Origin of the sequence: Streptomyces sp. NPDC014733 (assembly GCF_043083385.1) — a bacterium.
GTDB lineage: Bacteria > Actinomycetota > Actinomycetes > Streptomycetales > Streptomycetaceae > Streptomyces.
The window spans coordinates 1-18,813 of sequence record NZ_JBIBYO010000003.1; the positions used below are offsets into that span (position 1 = coordinate 1).

The window sequence follows — 18,813 nt, forward strand, 5'->3', positions numbered from 1 at the left end:
TTACATTCCGAACCCGGAAGCTAAGCCTTTCAGCGCCGATGGTACTGCAGAGGGGACTCTGTGGGAGAGTAGGACGCCGCCGAACAATTTTTCAGGACCCCTGGTCCCAGCGTTCATGCTGGGACCAGGGGTCCTTTTTGTTTTGCCGAAGCGCGCCGAAGTGGTCGGTGCGTGAGAATGAATGCAGTGCCGAAGACAGGAGTCACGTCGATGTCCACCAACTCTTCCGACGATCGTTCGGAGCGCCGGCCGCAGCGGCGTGACGACGGCGACCGCGGTGGTTTCCGGCGTGACGACCGGGGCCCGCGACGCGACTTCGACCGTGGCGGGCGCCCGTCCAGTGGCGGTTACGGCCGTCGTGACGACCGCTCGTCCGGTGGTGACCGGGGCGGTTTCCGTCGCGATGACCGGCGTGATGAGCGTCGGGACGACCGCGGTGGTGACCGGGGCGGATTCCGCCGGGATGACCGCGGTGGTGACCGTGGTGGTTTCCGCCGGGATGACCGCGGTGGTGACCGTGGTGGTTTCCGTCGTGATGACCGGTCGTCGTTCCGTCGGGACGACCGTCCGTCCGGTGGTGACCGGGGCGGCTTCCGCCGGGACGACCGACGCGATGAGCGTCGGGACGACCGCGGCGGCGATCGCGGTGGCTTCCGTCGGGACGACCGGCGTGATGAGCGTCGGGATGACCGCGGTGGTGACCGTGGTGGTTTCCGTCGTGATGACCGGTCGTCGTTCCGTCGGGACGACCGTCCGTCCGGTGGTGACCGGGGCGGCTTCCGCCGGGACGACCGACGCGATGAGCGTCGGGACGACCGTGGTGGTGACCGGGGCGGATTCCGTCGCGACGACCGGCGTGATGAGCGTCGGGACGACCGCGGTGGCGATCGTGGTGGCTTCCGTCGGGATGACCGTGGTGGGGACCGTGGTGGTTTCCGTCGTGATGACCGGTCGTCGTTCCGTCGGGACGACCGTCCGTCCGGTGGTGACCGGGGCGGCTTCCGCCGGGACGACCGGCGTGATGAGCGTCGGGACGACCGCGGTGGCGATCGTGGTGGCTTCCGCCGGGATGACCGTGGTGGTGACCGTGGTGGTTTCCGTCGTGATGACCGGTCGTCGTTCCGTCGGGACGACCGTCCGTCCGGTGGCGACCGGGGCGGCGACCGTGGCGGCTTCCGCCGGGACGACCGACGCGACGACCGCGGTAGAGACCGGGACGGATTCCGACGTGACGACCGGGGCGGATTCCGACGTGACGACCGCGGTGGCGACCGTGGCGGCTTCCGTCGCGACGACCGACGCGACGACCGTGGCGGTTTCCGCCGGGACGATGAGCGGGGGCGGCGGCCTTACGGGGCCGGGCGTGGGCGTGATGAGCGGCGGGACGATCGGCGGGACGAGCGTCGGGAGCCGATCAAGCGGTTGCCGATTCCCGAGGACGTCACCGGCGACGAGATCGACAAGGACGTGCGGCAGGAGCTGTTGAGCCTGCCGAAGACGCTCGCCGAGGATGTCGCCAAGAACCTCGTCATGGTGGCGAAGCTGCTGGACGAGGACCCGGAGCGGGCGTACGGGTACTCGCGGGTCGCGCTGCGGCTGGCGTCCCGGGTCGCGGCGGTGCGGGAGGCGGCGGGCTTCGCCGCGTACGCCGTCGGCAAGTACAGCGAGGCGCTGGCGGAGTTCCGGGCGTCGCGGCGGATGACCGGCAGCGTGGAGCTGTGGCCCGTCATGGCGGACTGTGAGCGCGGTCTGGGGCGTCCGGAGAAGGCCATGGCGATGGCCGGCGAGCCCGAGGTGGCGAAGCTGGACAAGGCCGGACAGGTCGAGATGCGGCTGGTCGCCGCGGGTGCCCGCCGGGACATGGGGCAGGCGGAGGCCGCGGTGGTGACGCTGCAGAGCCCCGAGCTGGCGTCGAGCGCCGTGCACCCGTGGACGGCGCGGCTGCGCTACGCGTACGCCGACGCGCTGCTGGCCGTCGGCCGGGAGGACGAGGCGCGCGACTGGTTCGCCAAGGCGCTGGAGGCCGACCAGGGCGGGACGACCGACGCGTCGGACCGGCTGGCCGAGCTGGACGGCGTGGAGTTCACCGACGCGCTGGACGAGTCGGCGGACGACGAGGAGTCCGCGGCCGGGAAGCCCGCGGCGGCGGACCGGGACGCGGCCGAGGCCGGTGCCGGGGTCGTCGACGCGGCGGTCGATGTGGCCGACGAGGACGCCGGTGAGGACCGTGCGGACGACGTCCGCCGGGACGGTGCCGAGGGCGGTGCGCCCGAGCAGGGCTGAGCCGGTGCCGCGTCGCGGATGATGTGACGGATGGAGGGCGGGATCCCGTTGGGGTCCCGCCCTCCGTGCGTTGCCGGGGCGGAGCGCCCGGTCAGTCCATCGCCGAGTCCAGCGTGCGCAGGACCAGGCCGGTGGCCGGTTTGGGGCCGAAGGAGGTGGACTTGCGGGGCATGGTCACGTCCTGGCGGGCCAGGGCGCGGACGGTTTCCTCGGTGGCGGCGCGCATCAGGACGGCGGTGCCGCCGTGGCGGGCGGCCTGGGCGAGGGCGGCCTCGGTGTGGTGGAGGTAGCTGATGTGCGAGGGGTGGTCGGGGATCTGCCAGACCGTGTCGAGGAGGACGGAGTGCAGGACGGTGGCGTCGAGGGTCCGCCACAGCTCCGGGCGGTCGGCGCGTACCGCTTCCGCCAGCAGCTGCGGGTCGGGGCGGTCCAGGAGGTGGTAGGTGCCGGTGCCACCGGTGAGGACGAAGGCGTTGCCCGGGGTCTTCTCCAGGGTGGCGAGGGCGGCGGCCGCGTCGCCCGGCAGCCGGCGGGCCCGGAAGGCGCCGGCGAGCCGGTCGAGCGCCTCGGCGGGCGGCAGATGCGGCAGCACCCGGTGGATGGCGCGGACCTGGAGCGGGTGGCGGGCGGTGTCGACGAGCAGCACCAGGCCAAAGGCCCAGGGGGAGTCGGCGTCGGCGCCGGGTGTCTGCTCGAAAAGCCGCTGGTAGGTGGCCCAGCGGTGGTGGCCGTCGGCGATCAGCGCCTGATGGCCGGACAGGTCCGCGTCGATCGCGGCGAGTTCGTCCGGGTCGGTGACGGCCCAGAGGCGGTGGGTGAAGCCGTCCTCGGTGGTGGTGGCGAGCAGCGGGGCGCGCCGGACGGCGGTCTCGATGACGGCGGCGGCGCCGGTAACCGAGCCGTCGCCGCGGTAGGCGAGAAGCAGCGGCTCGAAGTTGGCGGCCGCGGCGCGCATCAGTGCGGCGCGGTCCTCGACCACCTCGGGGATGACGTCCTCGTGGGGCAGCACCGGGCCGTCCAGCCGCAGTGCGCCGATCAGCCCGCGCTGGAGGATGTCGCCGCTCCGCTGCTCGTAGACGTAGAGCGCGGGCAGCGGGTCCGTCACCAGGACGCCCTCGGCGCGCCAGCGGGTCAAGGTGGTGGCGGCCTGCCGGTGCCGGGTGGCCGGATCGGCGGCCTGGGGCAGGATCAGCCGCACGATGTTGTACGGGTCGGCGGTCTCCAGCAGTCGGACGCCGTCGGGCCGGACCACGACGTCGTACGGGGGAGAGGTGACCGCGGTGAGACTGCTGATCCGGTCCGGGGCGTAGCGCAGTCCACGGAACGGGAGGAGGCGGAGGCCGTCGGTATCGGTCATTGGGGAATGCTACGGCGCCGACCCGGTGCGGGATGATCGGGGGAGAGCCAGGACATGGCTGGATGTATCGGTGGCCCGCGGGGTCCGTACCGGGCGCGGTGCGGGGCGGGCGGTGAGGAGCGGAGCGGCATGACGGAGCGGATGCGCGGGCGGCCCAAGGGGTGTGACCGTGCGCTGGGTGCCACGTACGACACGGCGCTGCTGGATCTGGACGGGGTCGTCTATGCCGGGGGCGTGGCCCTGCCGCACGCCGTGGACGCGCTCACCGCGGCGCGGGAGGGCGGGATGCATCTGGCGTATGTGACCAACAACGCCGCCCGGACCCCGCAGACCGTCGCCGCCCAACTGACCGGATTCGGCCTGCCGACCGGTGCCGAGGACGTGATCACCTCGGCGCAGGCGGTGGCCCGGCTGATCGCCGAGCAGGTGCCGCCGGGCTCCCGGGTGCTGACCGTCGGCGGTGAGGGACTCCGGGTGGCGCTGCGCGAACGCGGGCTGGAGCCGGTGGAGTCGGCCGACGACGATCCGGCGGCGGTGGTGCAGGGCTACGACGCGGGGATCGACTGGGGGCGGCTGGCCGAGGCGGCGTACGCGGTGCAGCGGGGGGTGCCGTGGTTCGCGTCCAACACGGATCTGACGATTCCGCGGGAGCGGGGGATCGCGCCCGGCAACGGCGCGCTGGTCGAGGTGGTGCGGATCGCGGCGGGCGGGTCGCCGCGGGTGGCGGGGAAGCCGCAGCCGCCGATGCACCGTGAGACGGTGCTGCGGACCGGTGCGCGCCGGCCGCTGGTCATCGGCGACCGGCTCGACACGGACATCGAGGGCGCCTTCAACGGCGGGGTCGACGCGCTGCTGGTCCTCACGGGCGTGACCACCCCCGCCGATCTGCTGGTCGCGCCGCCGCCGCACCGGCCTGCCTATGTCGACGCCGACCTGCGCGGGCTGCTGGTGCCGCAGCCCGCGGTGGTGCCGGACGGGGACGGGTTCCGGTGCGGCGGTCTGCGGGCGGTGGACCACCGCGGCCGGCTGGACGTCGAGGGCGACGGGGCGCCGCTGGACGGGCTGCGGGCGCTCTGCGCGGCGGCGTGGACGGCGGCGGGCGACGGCGCGTATGCGGGCGATGCCGAGAGGGCGCTGCGGGCGCTGGGGATGTGAGCGCGGGCGGCGGGCCACCGGGTTCGGGCGGGACCGGCGGACGCCGGAGGCGGCGGGTGCGCCCCGTCCCGGGTCCGCCGCCCGCCCGGGCCGGCGGGCCCGTCCCGCACGTACCGCTTCAGCGCACCTTCTTCGCGCTCCGGATGGCCTGGGTGAGCTGTTCGATGAGCGGGGTGGCGCCCGCGTAGGAGAAGCGGGGCTCGCTGGACCAGGGGGTGATCTGGCCGGCCTTGACGGCGGGGAGCTGGGCCCAGGACGGCTTGCTCGCCAGGTCCTCGGGCTGGAGGGTGGCGGTGCGGTTGTCGAGGAGCAGCACGTCGGCGCGGTACTTGTCGGCGTTCTCCCAGCTCAGGCTCTCGAAGTAGCCGCCCTTGTCGAGGTGGTCGGGGACGATCAGGTCGACGCCGAGTGACTTGTAGTACATGAGGTCGGCGTTGATGCCGGGGTTGGACGCGTAGAAGAGGTCGGCGCTGCCGGAGCAGGCGAGGACCTTGACGGGGTTGGCCTTGGCGGCGGCGCGCAGGTCGGCGGCGGCCTTCTCGAAGCGGGCCCTGGCGTCGGTGACGCGCTTGGCCCTGAGGTCGGCGCCGAGCGCCCCGGCCAGCTCCGCGTACCGTTCGATGATCTTCACCAGCGGGGTGCGGGAGGCGGTCAGCGCGAGGCTCGGGGCGAGCTGAGCGATCTTGCTCTTGCGGTCGTCGGGCACGAACCAGAGGGCGCCCGGCTCGTACATGTTGGTGATCAGCAGGTCGGGGGCGAGGCTTGCGTACTTCTCGACGTTGAACTGGTTGTAGGCGTTGCCGAGGACGGTGACCTTGTCGACGTCGAGGCCGCCGGCCTGCGGGTCGGGCTTGCCGTTCGGCAGTTTCGTCGGGCCGAAGACGCCGACGATGCGGGTGTCCGCGCCGAAGTCGTGCAGCGCGGCGGCGGTGCCGGTGAACGCGACGATGCGCTGCGGGGGGTGACCGAGCGACACCTTCTTCTTCCGGTCGTCGGTGAACGTCCAGGCGCCGCCGCCCGTCGCCCCGGATCCCGTGCCGCCGCTGCCGCTGCCGCCGCCGCACGCGGCGAGGAGCGCGCCGATGCCGAGGGCGCCGCCGGAGGCGAGGAGGCCGCGTCGGGACGGGGTGAGGGTGCGGGAGGTGCGCATGGGAGGTGCTTCTTCCTGGAAGGGGCGGGGGAGTCAGAAGTGTGAGGGTAGGCTAACCTAACTCATCGTGTTGGTAGACAGTCCCCCCGAAACCCCCACGGTCCCGGCGCCGGTGACACCGTCGCGGCGTCACCTCGTGCGCCTCGCGGGGCTGGTCGCCGCCGTCTGCGCGCTCGCCGTCCTCACCGCGCTCGGCCTCGCCGTCGGCGCCAAGCAGATCCCGCTCGACCAGGTCTGGCACGGTCTCGTCCACTACTCCGGCACCGACACCGACGTCATCGTCCACGACGTCCGGGTGCCGCGTACCCTCCTCGGCCTCGTCGTCGGCGCCGCCCTCGGCCTCGGTGGCGCCGTGATGCAGGCGCTGACCCGCAACCCGCTCGCCGACCCGGGGCTGCTCGGCATCAACGCCGGTGCCGCGGCCGCCGTCGTCACCGCGATCAGCGTCCTCGGGGTCACCTCGCTCACCGGCTACGTCTGGTTCGCCTTCCTGGGCGCCGCGGTGGTCTCCGCCGCCGTCCACGTCCTCGGCGGGACCCGCGGCGCCACGCCCGTACGGCTCGCGCTCGCCGGTACCGCGCTGACCGCGGTCCTCACCGGCTACACCAACGCCGTCAACCTGCTGGACTCCGCGGCGCTGGACAAGATGCGCTTCTGGACGGTCGGTTCGCTGGCCACCGCCACCCTGCCGACGTTCCGGCACCTCGCGCCGTTCCTCGCGGCGGGGGCGGTCCTCGCGCTGCTGCTGGCCCGGCCGCTCAACGCCGTGGCGCTCGGCGACGACCAGGCCCGTGCGCTCGGCGCCCGGCTCACCCGGACCCGGATCCTGGCGATGTGCGCGGTCACCCTGCTGTGCGGCGGCGCCACCGCCGCCTGCGGCCCGATCGTCTACGTCGGCCTGATGGTGCCGCACGCGGTCCGCGCGCTGACCGGCCCGGACCTGCGGTGGATCCTGCCGTACTCCGCGGTGCTCTCACCGGTGCTGCTGCTCGGCGCCGACATCCTCGGGCGGATCGCCGCCCGGCCCGGCGAACTCCAGGTCGGCATCGTCACCGCCGTCCTCGGCGGCCCGGTCTTCATCCACCTCGTACGGCGCCGGAGGACGGCCCAGCTGTGAACACCCCCGTGACCACCACGCCGGACGCCCGGCGCACCCGGCGCACCACCACCCTCCGGACGCCCGGCGGCCTGTCGCTGCGGCTGGGCGTCCGGGCGGTCGCCGCCGGGGCGGCGCTGCTCGTCCTCGCCCTCGCCGCGGCCGTCGCGCTCATCGGCACCGGCGACTTCCCGCTGACGCCCGGCGAGGTGCTGCGGGCGCTGACCGGCGGCGGCGAGGCGGGCCAGCGGTTCATCGTCCGTGAACTGCGGCTGCCGCGCGTCCTGGTGGGGCTGCTGGTCGGCGCCGCCTTCGGCATCGCGGGCGCCGTCTTCCAGACCGTCTCGCGCAACCCGCTCGGCAGCCCCGACGTCCTCGGCTTCGGCCAGGGCGCCTCCGTCGGCGCGCTCTTCGTCATCGTGTACCTGCACGGCGGCACCTTCGCGGTCGCCGCCGGGGCGGTCGTCGGCGGCCTCGGCACCGGCCTCGCCATCTTCCTGCTGGCCTGGCAGCGCGGCATCCACGGCTACCGCTTCGTCCTCGTCGGCATCGGCGCCGCCGCGATGCTCTACGCACTCGTCCTCTACCTGCTGACCAAGGCGGACATCGTCGAGGCGACCGGCGCCACCACCTGGATGACCGGTTCGCTCAGCGGCCGCGACTGGTCCCAGGTGTGGCCGCTCGCCGCCGTCTGCGCCGTCCTCGTCCCGCTGATCCTGGCGTACGGGCGGCCGCTGCGGATGCTGGAGATGGGCGACGACGCGGCGAGCGCGCTCGGTGTCCGCACCGGGCGGGTCCGCGCCGTCGCGCTGCTCGCCGCCGTCGTCCTCGTCGCCGCCGCGACCGCGGCCGCCGGGCCGATCGCCTTCGTCGCGCTGACGGCCCCGCAGCTCGCCCGGCGGCTGACCCGCGCGCCCGGCGCCAACCTGCTGCCCTCCGCCGCGATGGGCGCCGCGCTGCTGGTCGGTGCGGACTGGGCCGGGCAGCGGCTCTTCGGCGCCGACCAGCTGCCGGTCGGCGTCCTCACCGGCGCGCTCGGCGGCGGCTACCTCATCTGGCTGCTGGCCACCGAGCGCCGCGCCGGACGGATATGAGCGCCCCGCCCCCGGCCCCCGACCCGAAGACAACCCCCAGGAGCCCCCAGTGAGCCGTCTCGCGGCCGAGCACCTCACCCTCGCCTACGACCGCCGGGTCATCGCCGACGACCTCTCGGTGGAGATCCCCGACCACTCCTTCACCGTCGTCGTCGGCCCCAACGGCTGCGGCAAGTCGACCCTGCTGCGCGCGCTGGCGCGGATGCTCCGGCCGGCCGGCGGCCAGGTCCTGCTGGACGGCGCGGCGCTCTCCTCGTACCCGGCGAAGCAGGTCGCCCGGACCCTCGGGCTGCTGCCGCAGTCGTCCGTCGCGCCGGACGGCATCACCGTCGCCGACCTCGTCGCCCGCGGCCGCTACCCGCACCAGGGCGTGCTGCGGCAGTGGTCGCGCGAGGACGAGCGGATCGTGCGGGAGTCGATGGCGGCCACCGGCATCGGCGACCTCGCCGAGCGGTACGTCGCCGAACTCTCCGGCGGCCAGCGCCAGCGGGTGTGGATCGCGATGGCGCTCGCCCAGCAGACGCCGCTGCTCCTCCTCGACGAGCCCACCACCTACCTCGACATCCAGCACCAGATCGAGGTCCTCGACCTCTGCGCCGCCCTCCACGAGGAACAGGGCCGCACCCTCGTCGCCGTCCTCCACGACCTCAACCACGCCGCCCGCTACGCCACCCATCTGATCGCGCTGAAGGACGGCCGGGTCGTCGCCGAGGGCGCCCCCCGCGACATCGTCACCGCCGAACTGGTCGAGTCGGTCTTCGGGCTCCGCTGCCAGATCATCGACGACCCGCAGACCGGCACCCCGCTGATCGTCCCGGCGGCCCGCGCGGCGCGGCGCCCCGCGGCGGCTACAGCAGCTTCCTGAGCCGCAGCAGATCCCGCACCCCGGCCTCCAGCCGCACCCGGCCCCGGCCCCAGGCCCGCGCGAAGTCCAGCTCCCCGTCGACCAGCGCGACCAGATCGTCCCCGGACATCACCAGCCGGATCTCGGCCTTGTACGGCGGCGGTCCCGGCACGCTCGTCACGTCCTCGATGGTGCCGTGGGCCAGCCGTCCCAGGAACGTGACGTCGGGGTCGGTGAGGCGGCAGCTGAGCGAGCGGTCGAGCGCGGCGGCGCTGCGCACCTCGCCCTCGGCACCGGACATGTTCCGGGCCAGCCGGTCGAGGGCCGCGCGGCACTGGTCGAGAGTTGCCATCGCCGCCGACGATAGCCCGGCGCCGTGCCGCCACGGCTCCCGCCCGGCGGCGTGGCGGGCCCGCCCGGCGGTACGCGGTAGCGTCGGGGGCATGCACCAGCCGACGCCGGGCCCGCCGCCGCACCGCCCGCACCAGCCCCCGGCCGCGGAGCCCGGCCGGAGCCCCGAGCCGGAGCCCGGGCCCGCCGCCACGGCCACGCCGGAGCCCGGCCCCGCACCGGACGCCACGCGGGAGCCCGACGGGACCGGGGCGGGCACCGCACCCGACGAGAGCGCCGCCCCCGCCGCCCCGCAGCCGCTCGGCGTCGCCCTCGCCCCCACCGGCGAGCCCGCCGTCGACACCCCGCTGCGCCGCCTCGCCGACGCCGACCACCTCGCCGTCGGCGCGCACCTCGCGGTGTACGAGGATGTGCACCGTGGGCTGCGTGACGCGCTGGCCGCCCTCGACGGGCAGCCCGGGCCGCCCGCCCCCACGCCGGCCGGACACGGCACGGCGACGAACGACCTCAGGAGCTGAACCACAGGTGGCAGGAGTGGCACGACGCCGACTCGACGCGGAGCTGGTGCGCCGCAAGCTGGCCCGCTCGCGGGAGCACGCCGGTCAGCTGATCGCCGCGGGACGGGTGACCGTCGGCGGCACGACCGCGACCAAGGCCGCCACCCAGGTCGCCACCGGCGCCGCCGTGGTCGTCCGCGAGGACGCGAACGACCCGGACTACGTCTCGCGCGGCGGGCACAAACTCGCCGGGGCCTTCGCGGCGTTCGTCCCCCTGGGGCTGCGCGTCGAGGGGCGCCGCGCCCTCGACGCCGGTGCGTCCACCGGCGGTTTCACCGACGTCCTGCTGCGCGCCGGGGCCGCCCATGTCGTCGCCGTCGACGTCGGCTACGGCCAGCTCGCCTGGTCGCTGCAGAGCGACGAGCGGGTCACCGTCAAGGACCGCACCAACGTCCGCGAGCTGACCCTCGACGCGATCGACGGGGTCCCCGTCGACCTGGTTGTCGGCGATCTCTCCTTCATCCCGCTGGGCCTGGTCCTGCCCGCCCTGACCGCCTGCACCGCGCCCGGCGCCGACCTCGTCCTGATGGTCAAGCCGCAGTTCGAGGTCGGCAAGGAGCGCCTGGGCAGCGGCGGGGTGGTCCGCAGCCCGGAGCTGCGCGCCGAGGCGGTCCGCGCCGTCGCCGCCCGCGCCGCCGAACTGGGCCTGGGCGTCCTCGGCGTGACCGCGAGCCCGCTGCCCGGTCCCTCCGGCAACGTCGAGTACTTTCTGTGGCTCCGCGCCGGGGCGCCCGCACTCGACCCGGCGGATGTCGACCGTGCAGTGGCGGAGGGGCCGCGTTGACCACCACACAGGCAGTTCCACAGAGCGCACCGCACCCGGGCGGACAACCGGGACGGACGGTGTTCCTGCTCGCCCACACCGGCCGTCCGGCGGCGATCCGCAGCGCCGAACGCGTCGTGACGGGCCTGCTGCGCCATCGTATCGGCGTCCGTGTCCTCGCCGAGGAGGCCGCGGACCTGCCGCTGCCCGACGCCGTCGAACGCGTCGCCTCCCGGCAGAGCGCCGCCGAGGGCTGCGAACTGCTCGTCGTCCTCGGCGGTGACGGCACCCTGCTGCGCGGCGCCGACTTCGCCCGTACCTCCGGGGTCCCGATGCTCGGCGTCAACCTCGGCCGGGTCGGCTTCCTCGCCGAGGCCGAACGCGACGACCTCGACAAGGTCGTCGACCGCGTCGTCACCCGCTCCTACGAGGTCGAGGAGCGGATGACCATCGATGTGCTGGTGCGCAACAATGGCAGCATCGTGCACACCGACTGGGCGCTCAACGAGGCGTCCGTGGAGAAGGCCGCCCGGGAGCGGATGCTGGAGGTCGTCACCGAGGTCGACGGCCGCCCGGTCTCCCGCTTCGGCGGCGACGGCGTCGTCTGCGCCACCCCGACCGGCTCCACCGCGTACGCCTTCTCGGCGGGCGGGCCGGTCGTCTGGCCCGAGGTGGAGGCGCTGCTGATGGTGCCGATCAGCGCCCACGCCCTCTTCGCCAAGCCGCTGGTCACCTCCCCGAAGTCGGTGCTCGCGGTCGAGGTGCAGCCCAAGACGCCGCACGGCGTGCTCTGGTGCGACGGGCGCCGCAGCGTCGAGCTGCCCGCCGGGGCACGCGTCGAGGTCCGCCGCGGCGCCGTCCCGGTCCGGCTGGCCCGGCTGCACCACGCCTCCTTCACCGACCGGCTGGTCGCGAAGTTCGCCCTGCCGGTGGCCGGCTGGCGCGGCGCCCCGCACTGACCGGTCCGGTACCGGGGTGTACCGGGACGATCCCGGGCGCCCCGGGGAGCGGGCGGCCACCCCGGCGGGTGGCGGGGGCGGGAGTCCGTCGCGAGGGGGCCGGTGGACCTCGTAAGGTCGTATCCGTGTTGGAGGAGATGCGGATCCGGTCCCTGGGCGTCATTGACGACGCCGTAGTCGAGCTGTCCCCGGGCTTCACGGCGGTGACGGGCGAGACGGGCGCGGGCAAGACCATGGTCGTCACCAGCCTCGGCCTGCTGCTCGGCGGGCGCGCCGACCCCGCGCTGGTGCGGATCGGTGCCAAGGCGGCGGTCGTCGAGGGCCGCCTCACGATGGACGACGCGGCGCCCGCGGCGGTCCGCGCCCAGGAGGCGGGCGCCGAACTGGACGACGGGGCGCTGCTGATCAGCCGCACCGTCTCCGCCGAGGGCCGCTCCCGCGCCCATGTCGGCGGCCGGTCCGTCCCGGTCGGCCTGCTGACGGAGCTGTCCGACGAGTTGGTCGCCGTGCACGGCCAGACCGACCAGCAGGGGCTGCTGCGCCCGGCCCGTCAGCGCGAGGCCCTGGACCGCTACGCCGGGGCCGCCGTCGCCGCGCCCCTCGCCCGCTACACCACCGCCCACCGGCGGCTGCGCGCGGTCGCCACCGAGCTGGACACCCTGACGACGCGGGCCCGTGAACGCGCCCAGGAAGCCGATCTGCTGCGTTTCGGGCTGGACGAGATCGCCGCCGTCGAACCGCAGCCCGGCGAGGACACCGCGCTCGCCGCGGAGGCCGAACGCCTCGGCCACGCCGAGGCCCTGGCCGCCGCCGCCGGCGCCGCGCACGCCGCACTGGCCGGCAACCCGGAGGACCCCGAGGGCGTCGACGCCGCCACCCTCGTCGCCGGGGCCCGGCGCGCCCTCGACGCCGTACGCGGTCACGACCCGCAGCTGGCCGCGCTGGCCGAGCGGGTCGGCGAGATCGGCATCCTGATGGCGGACGCCGCGGGCGATCTCGCCGGGTACGCCGACGGGCTGGACGCGGATCCGCTGCGGCTCGCCGCCGTCGAGGAGCGCCGCGCCGCGCTGACCCATCTGACCCGCAAGTACGGCGAGGACATCGACGCGGTCCTGGCGTGGTCCCAGGAGAGCGCGGCGCGCCTGGCCGAGCTGGACGGCGACGACGACAAGATCACCGAGCTGACCGGGGAACGCGACGCCCTCCGCGGCGAACTGGGCGCGCTGGCCCAGGAGCTGACCGACGCCCGGACCGCCGCCGCCGCCCGCTTCGCCGCCGATGTCACCGCGGAGCTGGCCGAACTCGCCATGCCGCACGCCTGGGTGAGCGTCGACATCCGCCAGACCGAGGCGGCCGAGGAGAGCGACGGCGTCGAGGTCGGCGGCCGGTCCGTCGTCTACGGTCCGAGCGGCGTCGACGAGGTGGAGCTGCTGCTCGCCCCGCACCCGGGCGCCCCGCCCCGCCCGATCTCCAAAGGCGCCTCCGGCGGTGAACTCTCCCGCGTGATGCTCGCCGTGGAGGTCGTCTTCGCCGGTTCCGACCCCGTCCCGACGTACCTCTTCGACGAGGTCGACGCGGGCGTCGGCGGCAAGGCGGCGGTGGAGGTCGGCCGCCGCCTCGCCCGCCTCGCGCAGTCCGCGCAGGTCGTCGTCGTCACCCACCTCCCGCAGGTCGCGGCCTTCGCCGACCGCCAGCTGCTGGTCGCCAAGACCCACGACGGCTCGGTCACCCGCAGCGGCGTCACCGTCCTGGAGGGCGAGGAGCGCATCCGGGAGCTGTCGCGGATGCTGGCCGGTCAGGAGGACTCGGAGACGGCCCGGGCGCACGCCGAGGAGCTGCTGGAGACGGCCCGTACGGGACGGTGACGACGGGCGCCGCCTCGGCGGAGGGGAGCGGGACGATCGGGGTACGTGGGGTGTTCACGGACGGGCGGGCGGCGGTGTTCGCGGGCGCGGTGGCCGCCACCCGCGCCGTGCACGCGGCGCTGCGCCGCAGACCGCCCGGGGGCGCCGCGCGGTGGCGGCGCACCAATCACGCCGGACGCCCGGTCACGCTGTACGCCGGGCCCGCCACCGCCCTCGGCGCCGCCGGTGCGGTGGCCGCCGCCCCGGGGACGCCGCGCGCCCGCACCGCCGCGGCGCTCACCGTCCTCGCCGCGGGTGCCTGCGGTGCGTACGACGACCTGTGCGGCGCGGGTGACCCGCGCCGCGGCTTCCGGGCCCATCTCACGGCGCTCGCGCACGGCGAGGTGACCTCCGGCACGGTCAAGCTGTTCGGTATCGGCGGCGCCGGGCTCGCCGCCGGGGCGGTGCTGCGGCGGCGGCCGGTCGACGCGCTGCTCGCGGGCGTCGTCGTCGCCGGGAGCGCCCATCTGGTCAACCTCCTCGACCTCCGGCCGGGCCGGGCCGTCGGCGCCGTCCTGGCCCTGGGCGCGCCGGGCCTGGCCGGCGGAGGTCCCGCGGGGCGCGCCGCGGCCGCTCCGGTGGGCGCCGCGGCCGCCGTCCTCGCCGACGACGTCGCCGCCCGCACGATGCTCGGCGACACCGGTGCGCATGCGCTCGGCGCGGCGCTGGGCCTGTCCGTCGTGGCCCGGTACGGCCGGGCGGGGCTCGCCGCGCACGCCGCGGCGCTGGTGGCGGCGGCGGTGGTCGGCGACATCCGGGGACGGTCGCCCGGACCGGCCCCGACCGGGTGCCGGGGAACGACTGTTCTGTCCCCCATGGGGGTGGTCCAGCGGTCGGGCGGGTGAGACATCCCACCTGAACGGCGGGCGAACGGTGCGGAATTGACGCGTGCGGCCTGGCATCCTGGTGCGCGGTGCCGCGGCGGACGCCGCACGCACTCCCCGCGTACGCCCCCGGCGCCCGCAGACGCCCCGCGCGCCCCTCGGTGGGCAACTCCCCGCGACCCGCCGGCGTCCGATCCGCCCGACCGCCTCGCCGTACGGACCCAGCCCGCCGACCCAGGAGCCCACGCCGTGACCCGTACGCCGCCCCCGCCGCACGGCCAGGCGCCACTGCGCACGGTCCAGGTGCTCGGCCACGGCGCCACGGGCAGCGCCGCCCATGTCCGTTCGCTCACCGCCGGGCTGGTCGCCCGCGGCGTGCAGGTCACCGTCTGCGCGCCGCCCCCGGCCGAGGAGGCGCACGGCTTCACCGCGGCCGGGGCCCGGTTCGTCCCGGTGGCGGCCCGCCCCGACCCGGCCGCCCTCGCCGCGCTGCGCGGCGCCTTCCGGGAGGCGGACGTGGTCCACGCCCACGGCGTACGGGCCGGGCTGAGCGCCCTGCCGGTGCTGCGCACGGTGCGCGGCCCGCGCGGCGGCCGGCTCCCGCTCGTCGTCACCTGGCACACCGCGGCCCGCGCGCCGGGTGCGCTGGTGCGGCTGCGGGAGCGTCAGTTGGCGCGCGCCGCGGCCGTCGTCCTCGGCGTCTGTGCCGGCCTCGTGGACCGCGCCCGGGAGCGCGGCGCCCGCGACGCCCGGCTGGCGCCGCTCGCCCCGCCGGGCCCCCGTCCCGCCGGCGACGGCGGGGCCGACCGCACGCGCCACAAGGTCCGGGCCGAACTGGGCGCGGTGGACCGCCCGTTGGTGCTCGCCGCGGGTCCGCTGGAGGAGCGCCAGGAGCACGATCTGCTGCTGGACGCCGCGCACGCCTGGGTCGCGCACGAACCGCGTCCGCTGCTGGTCGTCGTCGGCGAGGGGGGCCGCCGCGCCGCCCTCCAGCGCCGGATCGACACCGAGGAGCTGCCCGTCCTCCTCGCCGGGCACCGCGCAGATCTGCCCGAACTCCTCGCCGCCGCCGATGTGGTGGCCGTCCCGGGCCGCTGGGACGCCCGGCCGCCGCTCGCGCAGCAGGCGCTGGCCGCCGGGGCGCCGCTGGTCGCCGCCGCCACCGGCGAACTGCGCGAACTCCTCGGACCCGCCGCCGAGCTGACCCGCCCCGGCGACGCGGTCGACCTGGCCCGCACCGTCCTCGGCCTCCTCGCCGACCCGGACCGGCGCGCCGCCCTCGCCGCCGCCGGTCCGCTCCGGGCCGCCGACTGGCCGACCGAGGACGCCACGGTCGCCCAGGTGCTGAGCGTCTACGACGAGGTGGCCCGGCCCGGCGGCACCCACGCCCCGGCCTGAGCCCGCACCGGCCGCGGCCGCTACGGTGACCGGGACGGAACGGCGGCGGCACGGCGGAGGCGGACGGTATGACGGCGGCGATGGCGGGCTTCGCGCTCTTCGCCCTGATGATGACGGTGGTGCCCGGCCCGGACACCCTGCTGGTGCTGCGCAACTGTCTGCGCGGCGGCCGCCGGTCCGGCGCGGCCACCGCTCTCGGTGCCGCGGCGGGCTCGCTGGCCTGGGCGGTGGCGGCGGCCTTCGGCCTGGCCGCGGCCCTCCAGCGCTGGGACGCCGCCTTCACCGCGGTACGCCTCCTGGGTGCCGGGTATCTGGCGGTGCTGGGCCTCCAGGCGCTGTGGGCGTGCCGCCGCTCCGCCGCGCCGGGGCCGGGAGCTTCCGGGGAGACGGCGCAGACGGCCCCCGAGGCGGCCGCCACCGCGCGGCGCGGCTTCCGGCAGGGCCTGCTGAGCTGTCTGCTCAACCCGAAGGTCGGGATCTTCTTCGTCGCGGTGGTCCCGCAGTTCCTGCCCCAGGGACGTCCGGTGCTCGGCGCGACGCTGCTGCTCGGCGCCGTCGACGCGGTGATCGCCGCGGGCTGGCTGCTGCTGATCGCCCTCGGCGCCGGCCGCCTCTCCGCCTGGCTGCGCCGTCCCCGGGTACTCCGCGGGCTGGAGGGCACGACCGGCGGCGTCCTCGTCGCGCTCGGGGTGGGGACGGCGCTGGAGACGGCCCGGGGATGAGCGGAGCGGCGTCCCGGAGGCGCCGGGGACGGCCGGCTACGACGGGCGTCCGCCGAACTGCCAGCGGTGCACCTCGACGGCGGCGTAGCGGTCCCGGGTGAGGAGGGCGCGGGCCGCCTCCGGGCCCGGCGCCCGGACCAGCGCTGCGGTGCCCAGCCAGGCGGTGCCGTCGTCGGAGAGCAGCGGTCCGTAGGCGATCAGGTCGTCCCGGTCGCGGGGGACCGCGAGGTCGGCGGGGCGCCCCGCGCCGAGGCCGAGCACCAGGAAGCGGTCGCCGCCGGTCCGGCCGCCGGGGAACTCCCACATGGTGCGCCCCAGCGCGTTCCGCCACCGCCGCACCAGCACGTCCCGGTAGATCCCGGCCTGCTGGTTCGGCTCGTCGAAGGCGAACGCGCGGGCGGCGGCGGGGCCGGGCAGGCGCAGGAGGTGCACGCTGCCGGTGGGCGTCTCGCCGTCGTCGGCGAGGGTCGGGCCCCGGGCGATCATCTCCCGCGCGTACCGGTCCATGTAGGACCAGTGCTCCTCCACCAGCTCATGACGGAGCGTCAGAGAGCCGGGGCGGTCGCGGTGGTGGCAGAGGAACTCCATGCCCGAAGGGTCCGGGAGGAAGGGCGCCGGGGCGAGCGGTTTTCCCGGCCGGTGCGCGGCGACCGGGCCCCGGCCCGTCCGGCGCCCTACCCCTTCTCCGCATGGCGCCGCGCCCGCAGCGCCAGCCGCAGCCCCAGCACCGTCTGCGGATCGTCCAGATCGGTGCCGAGGAGATGGGCGATACGGGCCAGCCGGTCGTAGAGGGTCTGGCGGTTGACGTTGAGGGCGCGGGCCGTCTCCGCCTTGCGGCCGGCGCTCGCCAGATACGCCTCCAGCGTGGGCAGCAGCGGCTGGCGCGCCGCCCGGTCGTGGTGGAGCAGCGGCCCGATGGCGCGGGTCACGAAGTCCGCGAGGACCTCCTCCCCGCCGTGCTCCCGCAGCCGCCACAGCAGCAGTTCGATGTCGAGGCGCCGCGCGTCGTACCACGGCTGGTGCGGCAGCCCCTGCGCGGCGGCCGCCGCCTGGGCCGCATGCCGCAGCCCGGACCCGGCGGCCGCCCACTCGCCCGCCGCGCCGACCACCACCACCGGCCGCGCCGCCGCCGGACGGTCGAGACCGGCCCGCGCCACCCCGGTGTGCAGCGCCTGCGCCACCCGGTCGGCCAGCGCCTCCCGGGACCGTCCCGCACGCAGCGCCACCAGCAGCGGCACCCGCCCCTCCACCGGCCGCACGCCCAGCAGCACCGGGACGCCCAGCGCCGTCAGCTCCTCGCGCAGCGCCTGGGCGAGGACCGCCCAGCCGCCGTCCGACACCAGCCCCGACGGCAGCCGCATCACCACCGGCACCACCGGGTCGCCGCCCGGCCGGAACCCCAGCAGCCGCGCCTGTCCCGGCGCCTCGGCGGCCGACACCCGGCCCTCGGCGAGATCGGCCAGGAAGTCGCCCCGGCCACGCGCCGCCAGCACCTCCTCCTGGCGGGACTGGAGCATCACCACCGCCAGCAGATCCGCCGCCCGCGCCGCGGCGATCCGGTGCACCGGCGCCGCCGGGGAGTTGACCGGCAGCAGCACCAGCCGCGCCCGTACGGCGTCCGGACCCGGCCCGCCGCCGGGCACGTCGACGCGGACGCCGGTCTCCCGCAGCCCCTCCCACGCCAGCAGCGGATCGGCGGCCGCGGGCCCGTCGTCGTCACCCTGCGGGCCCGCCGCATAGAGCGGACTGCCGTCGGCCGACTCCAGACAGAGCGGATTGCCGGTGAAGTCGGCCAGCAGCCGCAGCACCTCCGGGGCGCCGCCGCCGCGCAGCAGCGTGTCCGTACAGCGCCGGATGAGGGCGTCGGCGCGGCGCAGCAGCGTGTAGTGGCTGTTGACGATCTCGGTGTGGATCTCCTCGGTGACCGTGACGTACGGGACCTCGCGGTGCAGCTGGATCAGGGTCAGTCCGCACTCGCGGGCCGCGTCGACCAGCGCCGCGGGCAGGGTGGTGAACCGCGCCCCCAGCTCCACCACGAGCGCCGCGATCCGCCGGTCGGCGAGATCGCGGACGAAGGCCCGCTGCTCGGTGGGGCGGGCGCCGAGCCCCAGCCCCGTGGTGAGCAGCAGCTCGCCGCCCTTGAGCAGCGAGGCGATGTTCGGCACCTCGCCGGCGTGCACCCAGCGCACCGGACCGTCCAGCCCGGCGGCGCCCGCCACCACCTCCGGCAGACCGCGCCGCAGCGCGGGCAGCTCCAGCGCCCTGCGTACGGTGATCTCCGCTTCGATCGTCGTCTCCGGCCCCATGGCACCGACGGTACCCGCAGCGCGTCGTCCCACGTCACAGCGGCTGTGGT

The 18,813-nt window shown here is 76.0% G+C and carries 18 protein-coding genes and 1 rRNA gene; 14 read left to right on the forward strand and 5 right to left on the reverse strand.

The annotated features are described in order from the left end of the window. The 3 genes from rrf to ACF1BH_RS08245 form a co-directional block, all read left to right on the forward strand. Nucleotides 1-85: ribosomal RNA gene (gene rrf, locus ACF1BH_RS08235) — 5S ribosomal RNA — on the forward strand; the annotation flags it as partial. A gap of 273 nt (nt 86-358) precedes the next feature. After that, complete coding sequence (locus ACF1BH_RS08240) at nt 359-1,486, forward strand: hypothetical protein (RefSeq protein ID WP_391642216.1); 1,128 nt, start codon at nt 359-361, stop codon at nt 1,484-1,486. Next, a complete protein-coding gene (locus ACF1BH_RS08245; protein ID WP_391642176.1) occupies nt 1,414-2,283 on the forward strand; it encodes a hypothetical protein in 870 nt (289 codons plus the stop codon). Before ACF1BH_RS08240 ends, ACF1BH_RS08245 begins: the two co-directional genes overlap by 73 nt. 91 nt (nt 2,284-2,374) lie before the next feature. Here the strand turns inward: ACF1BH_RS08245 and ACF1BH_RS08250 are convergent, their stop codons facing one another. Further along, on the reverse strand, nt 2,375-3,640 hold the full coding sequence (locus ACF1BH_RS08250; protein ID WP_391641629.1) for a DUF1015 family protein: 1,266 nt from the start codon (nt 3,638-3,640) through the stop codon (nt 2,375-2,377). A gap of 129 nt (nt 3,641-3,769) precedes the next feature. Here ACF1BH_RS08250 and ACF1BH_RS08255 point away from each other — a divergent pair, with 129 nt between their 5' ends. Beyond that, a complete protein-coding gene (locus ACF1BH_RS08255; protein WP_391641630.1) occupies nt 3,770-4,795 on the forward strand; it encodes an HAD-IIA family hydrolase in 1,026 nt (341 codons plus the stop codon). 118 nt (nt 4,796-4,913) lie between these two features. On the opposite strand, the gene ACF1BH_RS08260 is transcribed toward ACF1BH_RS08255, so the two are convergent. Continuing rightward, the gene (locus ACF1BH_RS08260) at nt 4,914-5,945 is read right to left on the reverse strand and encodes an ABC transporter substrate-binding protein (protein ID WP_391641631.1); all 1,032 of its coding nucleotides are present in this window, start codon (nt 5,943-5,945) and stop codon (nt 4,914-4,916) included. Nucleotides 5,946-6,015: 70 nt separating this feature from the next. Between ACF1BH_RS08260 and ACF1BH_RS08265 the strand changes: the two genes are divergently transcribed. From ACF1BH_RS08265 to ACF1BH_RS08275, 3 genes are read left to right on the forward strand one after another with little or no spacing between them, the layout of a single operon-like run. Further along, nucleotides 6,016-7,062 carry a FecCD family ABC transporter permease gene (locus tag ACF1BH_RS08265; protein WP_391642177.1) on the forward strand — a complete coding sequence of 349 codons (1,047 nt, stop codon included), beginning with the start codon at nt 6,016-6,018 and terminating at the stop codon, nt 7,060-7,062. Nucleotides 7,063-7,070: 8 nt separating this feature from the next. Further along, nucleotides 7,071-8,135: a FecCD family ABC transporter permease gene (locus ACF1BH_RS08270; protein ID WP_391642178.1), complete on the forward strand. Its 1,065-nt coding sequence runs from the start codon at nt 7,071-7,073 to the stop codon at nt 8,133-8,135. A 49-nt stretch (nt 8,136-8,184) separates the two neighbouring features. Beyond that, nucleotides 8,185-9,000, forward strand: a complete 816-nt coding sequence (locus tag ACF1BH_RS08275; RefSeq protein ID WP_391641632.1) for an ABC transporter ATP-binding protein — start codon at nt 8,185-8,187, stop codon at nt 8,998-9,000. On the opposite strand, the gene ACF1BH_RS08280 is transcribed toward ACF1BH_RS08275, so the two are convergent. Beyond that, entirely contained in the window at nt 8,984-9,331 is a 348-nt protein-coding gene (locus ACF1BH_RS08280; protein ID WP_391641633.1) for a sterol-binding protein, read from the reverse strand. The two genes, ACF1BH_RS08275 and ACF1BH_RS08280, sit on opposite strands and share 17 nt — an antisense overlap. Nucleotides 9,332-9,422: 91 nt before the next feature. Between ACF1BH_RS08280 and ACF1BH_RS08285 the strand changes: the two genes are divergently transcribed. The 7 genes from ACF1BH_RS08285 to ACF1BH_RS08315 all read left to right on the forward strand — a co-directional run bounded on the left by ACF1BH_RS08285 (nt 9,423) and on the right by ACF1BH_RS08315 (nt 16,457). Then, the gene (locus ACF1BH_RS08285; RefSeq protein ID WP_391641634.1) at nt 9,423-9,848 is read left to right on the forward strand and encodes a hypothetical protein; all 426 of its coding nucleotides are present in this window, start codon (nt 9,423-9,425) and stop codon (nt 9,846-9,848) included. Nucleotides 9,849-9,855: 7 nt separating this feature from the next. Then, nucleotides 9,856-10,671 carry a TlyA family RNA methyltransferase gene (locus tag ACF1BH_RS08290; protein WP_391641635.1) on the forward strand — a complete coding sequence of 272 codons (816 nt, stop codon included), beginning with the start codon at nt 9,856-9,858 and terminating at the stop codon, nt 10,669-10,671. Nucleotides 10,672-10,730: 59 nt separating this feature from the next. Further along, nucleotides 10,731-11,609 carry an NAD kinase gene (locus tag ACF1BH_RS08295; RefSeq protein ID WP_391642179.1) on the forward strand — a complete coding sequence of 293 codons (879 nt, stop codon included), beginning with the start codon at nt 10,731-10,733 and terminating at the stop codon, nt 11,607-11,609. Nucleotides 11,610-11,746: 137 nt separating this feature from the next. After that, a complete protein-coding gene (recN, locus tag ACF1BH_RS08300) occupies nt 11,747-13,474 on the forward strand; it encodes a DNA repair protein RecN (protein ID WP_391642180.1) in 1,728 nt (575 codons plus the stop codon). A 50-nt stretch (nt 13,475-13,524) separates the two neighbouring features. Beyond that, on the forward strand, nt 13,525-14,358 hold the full coding sequence (locus ACF1BH_RS08305) for a hypothetical protein (protein ID WP_391641636.1): 834 nt from the start codon (nt 13,525-13,527) through the stop codon (nt 14,356-14,358). Between the two features lie 228 nt (nt 14,359-14,586). Beyond that, complete coding sequence (locus ACF1BH_RS08310) at nt 14,587-15,735, forward strand: glycosyltransferase family 4 protein (RefSeq protein ID WP_391641637.1); 1,149 nt, start codon at nt 14,587-14,589, stop codon at nt 15,733-15,735. Nucleotides 15,736-15,803: 68 nt separating this feature from the next. Further along, nucleotides 15,804-16,457: a LysE family translocator gene (locus tag ACF1BH_RS08315; RefSeq protein WP_391641638.1), complete on the forward strand. Its 654-nt coding sequence runs from the start codon at nt 15,804-15,806 to the stop codon at nt 16,455-16,457. A gap of 36 nt (nt 16,458-16,493) precedes the next feature. On the opposite strand, the gene ACF1BH_RS08320 is transcribed toward ACF1BH_RS08315, so the two are convergent. Both ACF1BH_RS08320 and ACF1BH_RS08325 read right to left on the reverse strand, forming a co-directional pair. Beyond that, entirely contained in the window at nt 16,494-17,045 is a 552-nt protein-coding gene (locus tag ACF1BH_RS08320; RefSeq protein ID WP_391641639.1) for a YciI family protein, read from the reverse strand. 86 nt (nt 17,046-17,131) lie between these two features. Further along, nucleotides 17,132-18,763: a PucR family transcriptional regulator gene (locus ACF1BH_RS08325; protein WP_391641640.1), complete on the reverse strand. Its 1,632-nt coding sequence runs from the start codon at nt 18,761-18,763 to the stop codon at nt 17,132-17,134. Between the last annotated feature and the right edge of the window lie 50 nt (nt 18,764-18,813).

Coding starts and splice junctions, on each gene's coding strand:
- ACF1BH_RS08320 (WP_391641639.1), bottom strand. CDS start 17,045: ATGGAGTTCCTCTGCCACCACCGCGACCGCCCCGGCTCTCTGACGCTC.
- recN (WP_391642180.1), top strand. CDS start 11,747: ATGCGGATCCGGTCCCTGGGCGTCATTGACGACGCCGTAGTCGAGCTG.
- ACF1BH_RS08260 (WP_391641631.1), bottom strand. CDS start 5,945: ATGCGCACCTCCCGCACCCTCACCCCGTCCCGACGCGGCCTCCTCGCC.
- ACF1BH_RS08280 (WP_391641633.1), bottom strand. CDS start 9,331: ATGGCAACTCTCGACCAGTGCCGCGCGGCCCTCGACCGGCTGGCCCGG.
- ACF1BH_RS08255 (WP_391641630.1), top strand. CDS start 3,770: ATGACGGAGCGGATGCGCGGGCGGCCCAAGGGGTGTGACCGTGCGCTG.
- ACF1BH_RS08325 (WP_391641640.1), bottom strand. CDS start 18,763: ATGGGGCCGGAGACGACGATCGAAGCGGAGATCACCGTACGCAGGGCG.
- ACF1BH_RS08315 (WP_391641638.1), top strand. CDS start 15,804: ATGACGGCGGCGATGGCGGGCTTCGCGCTCTTCGCCCTGATGATGACG.
- ACF1BH_RS08250 (WP_391641629.1), bottom strand. CDS start 3,640: ATGACCGATACCGACGGCCTCCGCCTCCTCCCGTTCCGTGGACTGCGC.
- ACF1BH_RS08285 (WP_391641634.1), top strand. CDS start 9,423: ATGCACCAGCCGACGCCGGGCCCGCCGCCGCACCGCCCGCACCAGCCC.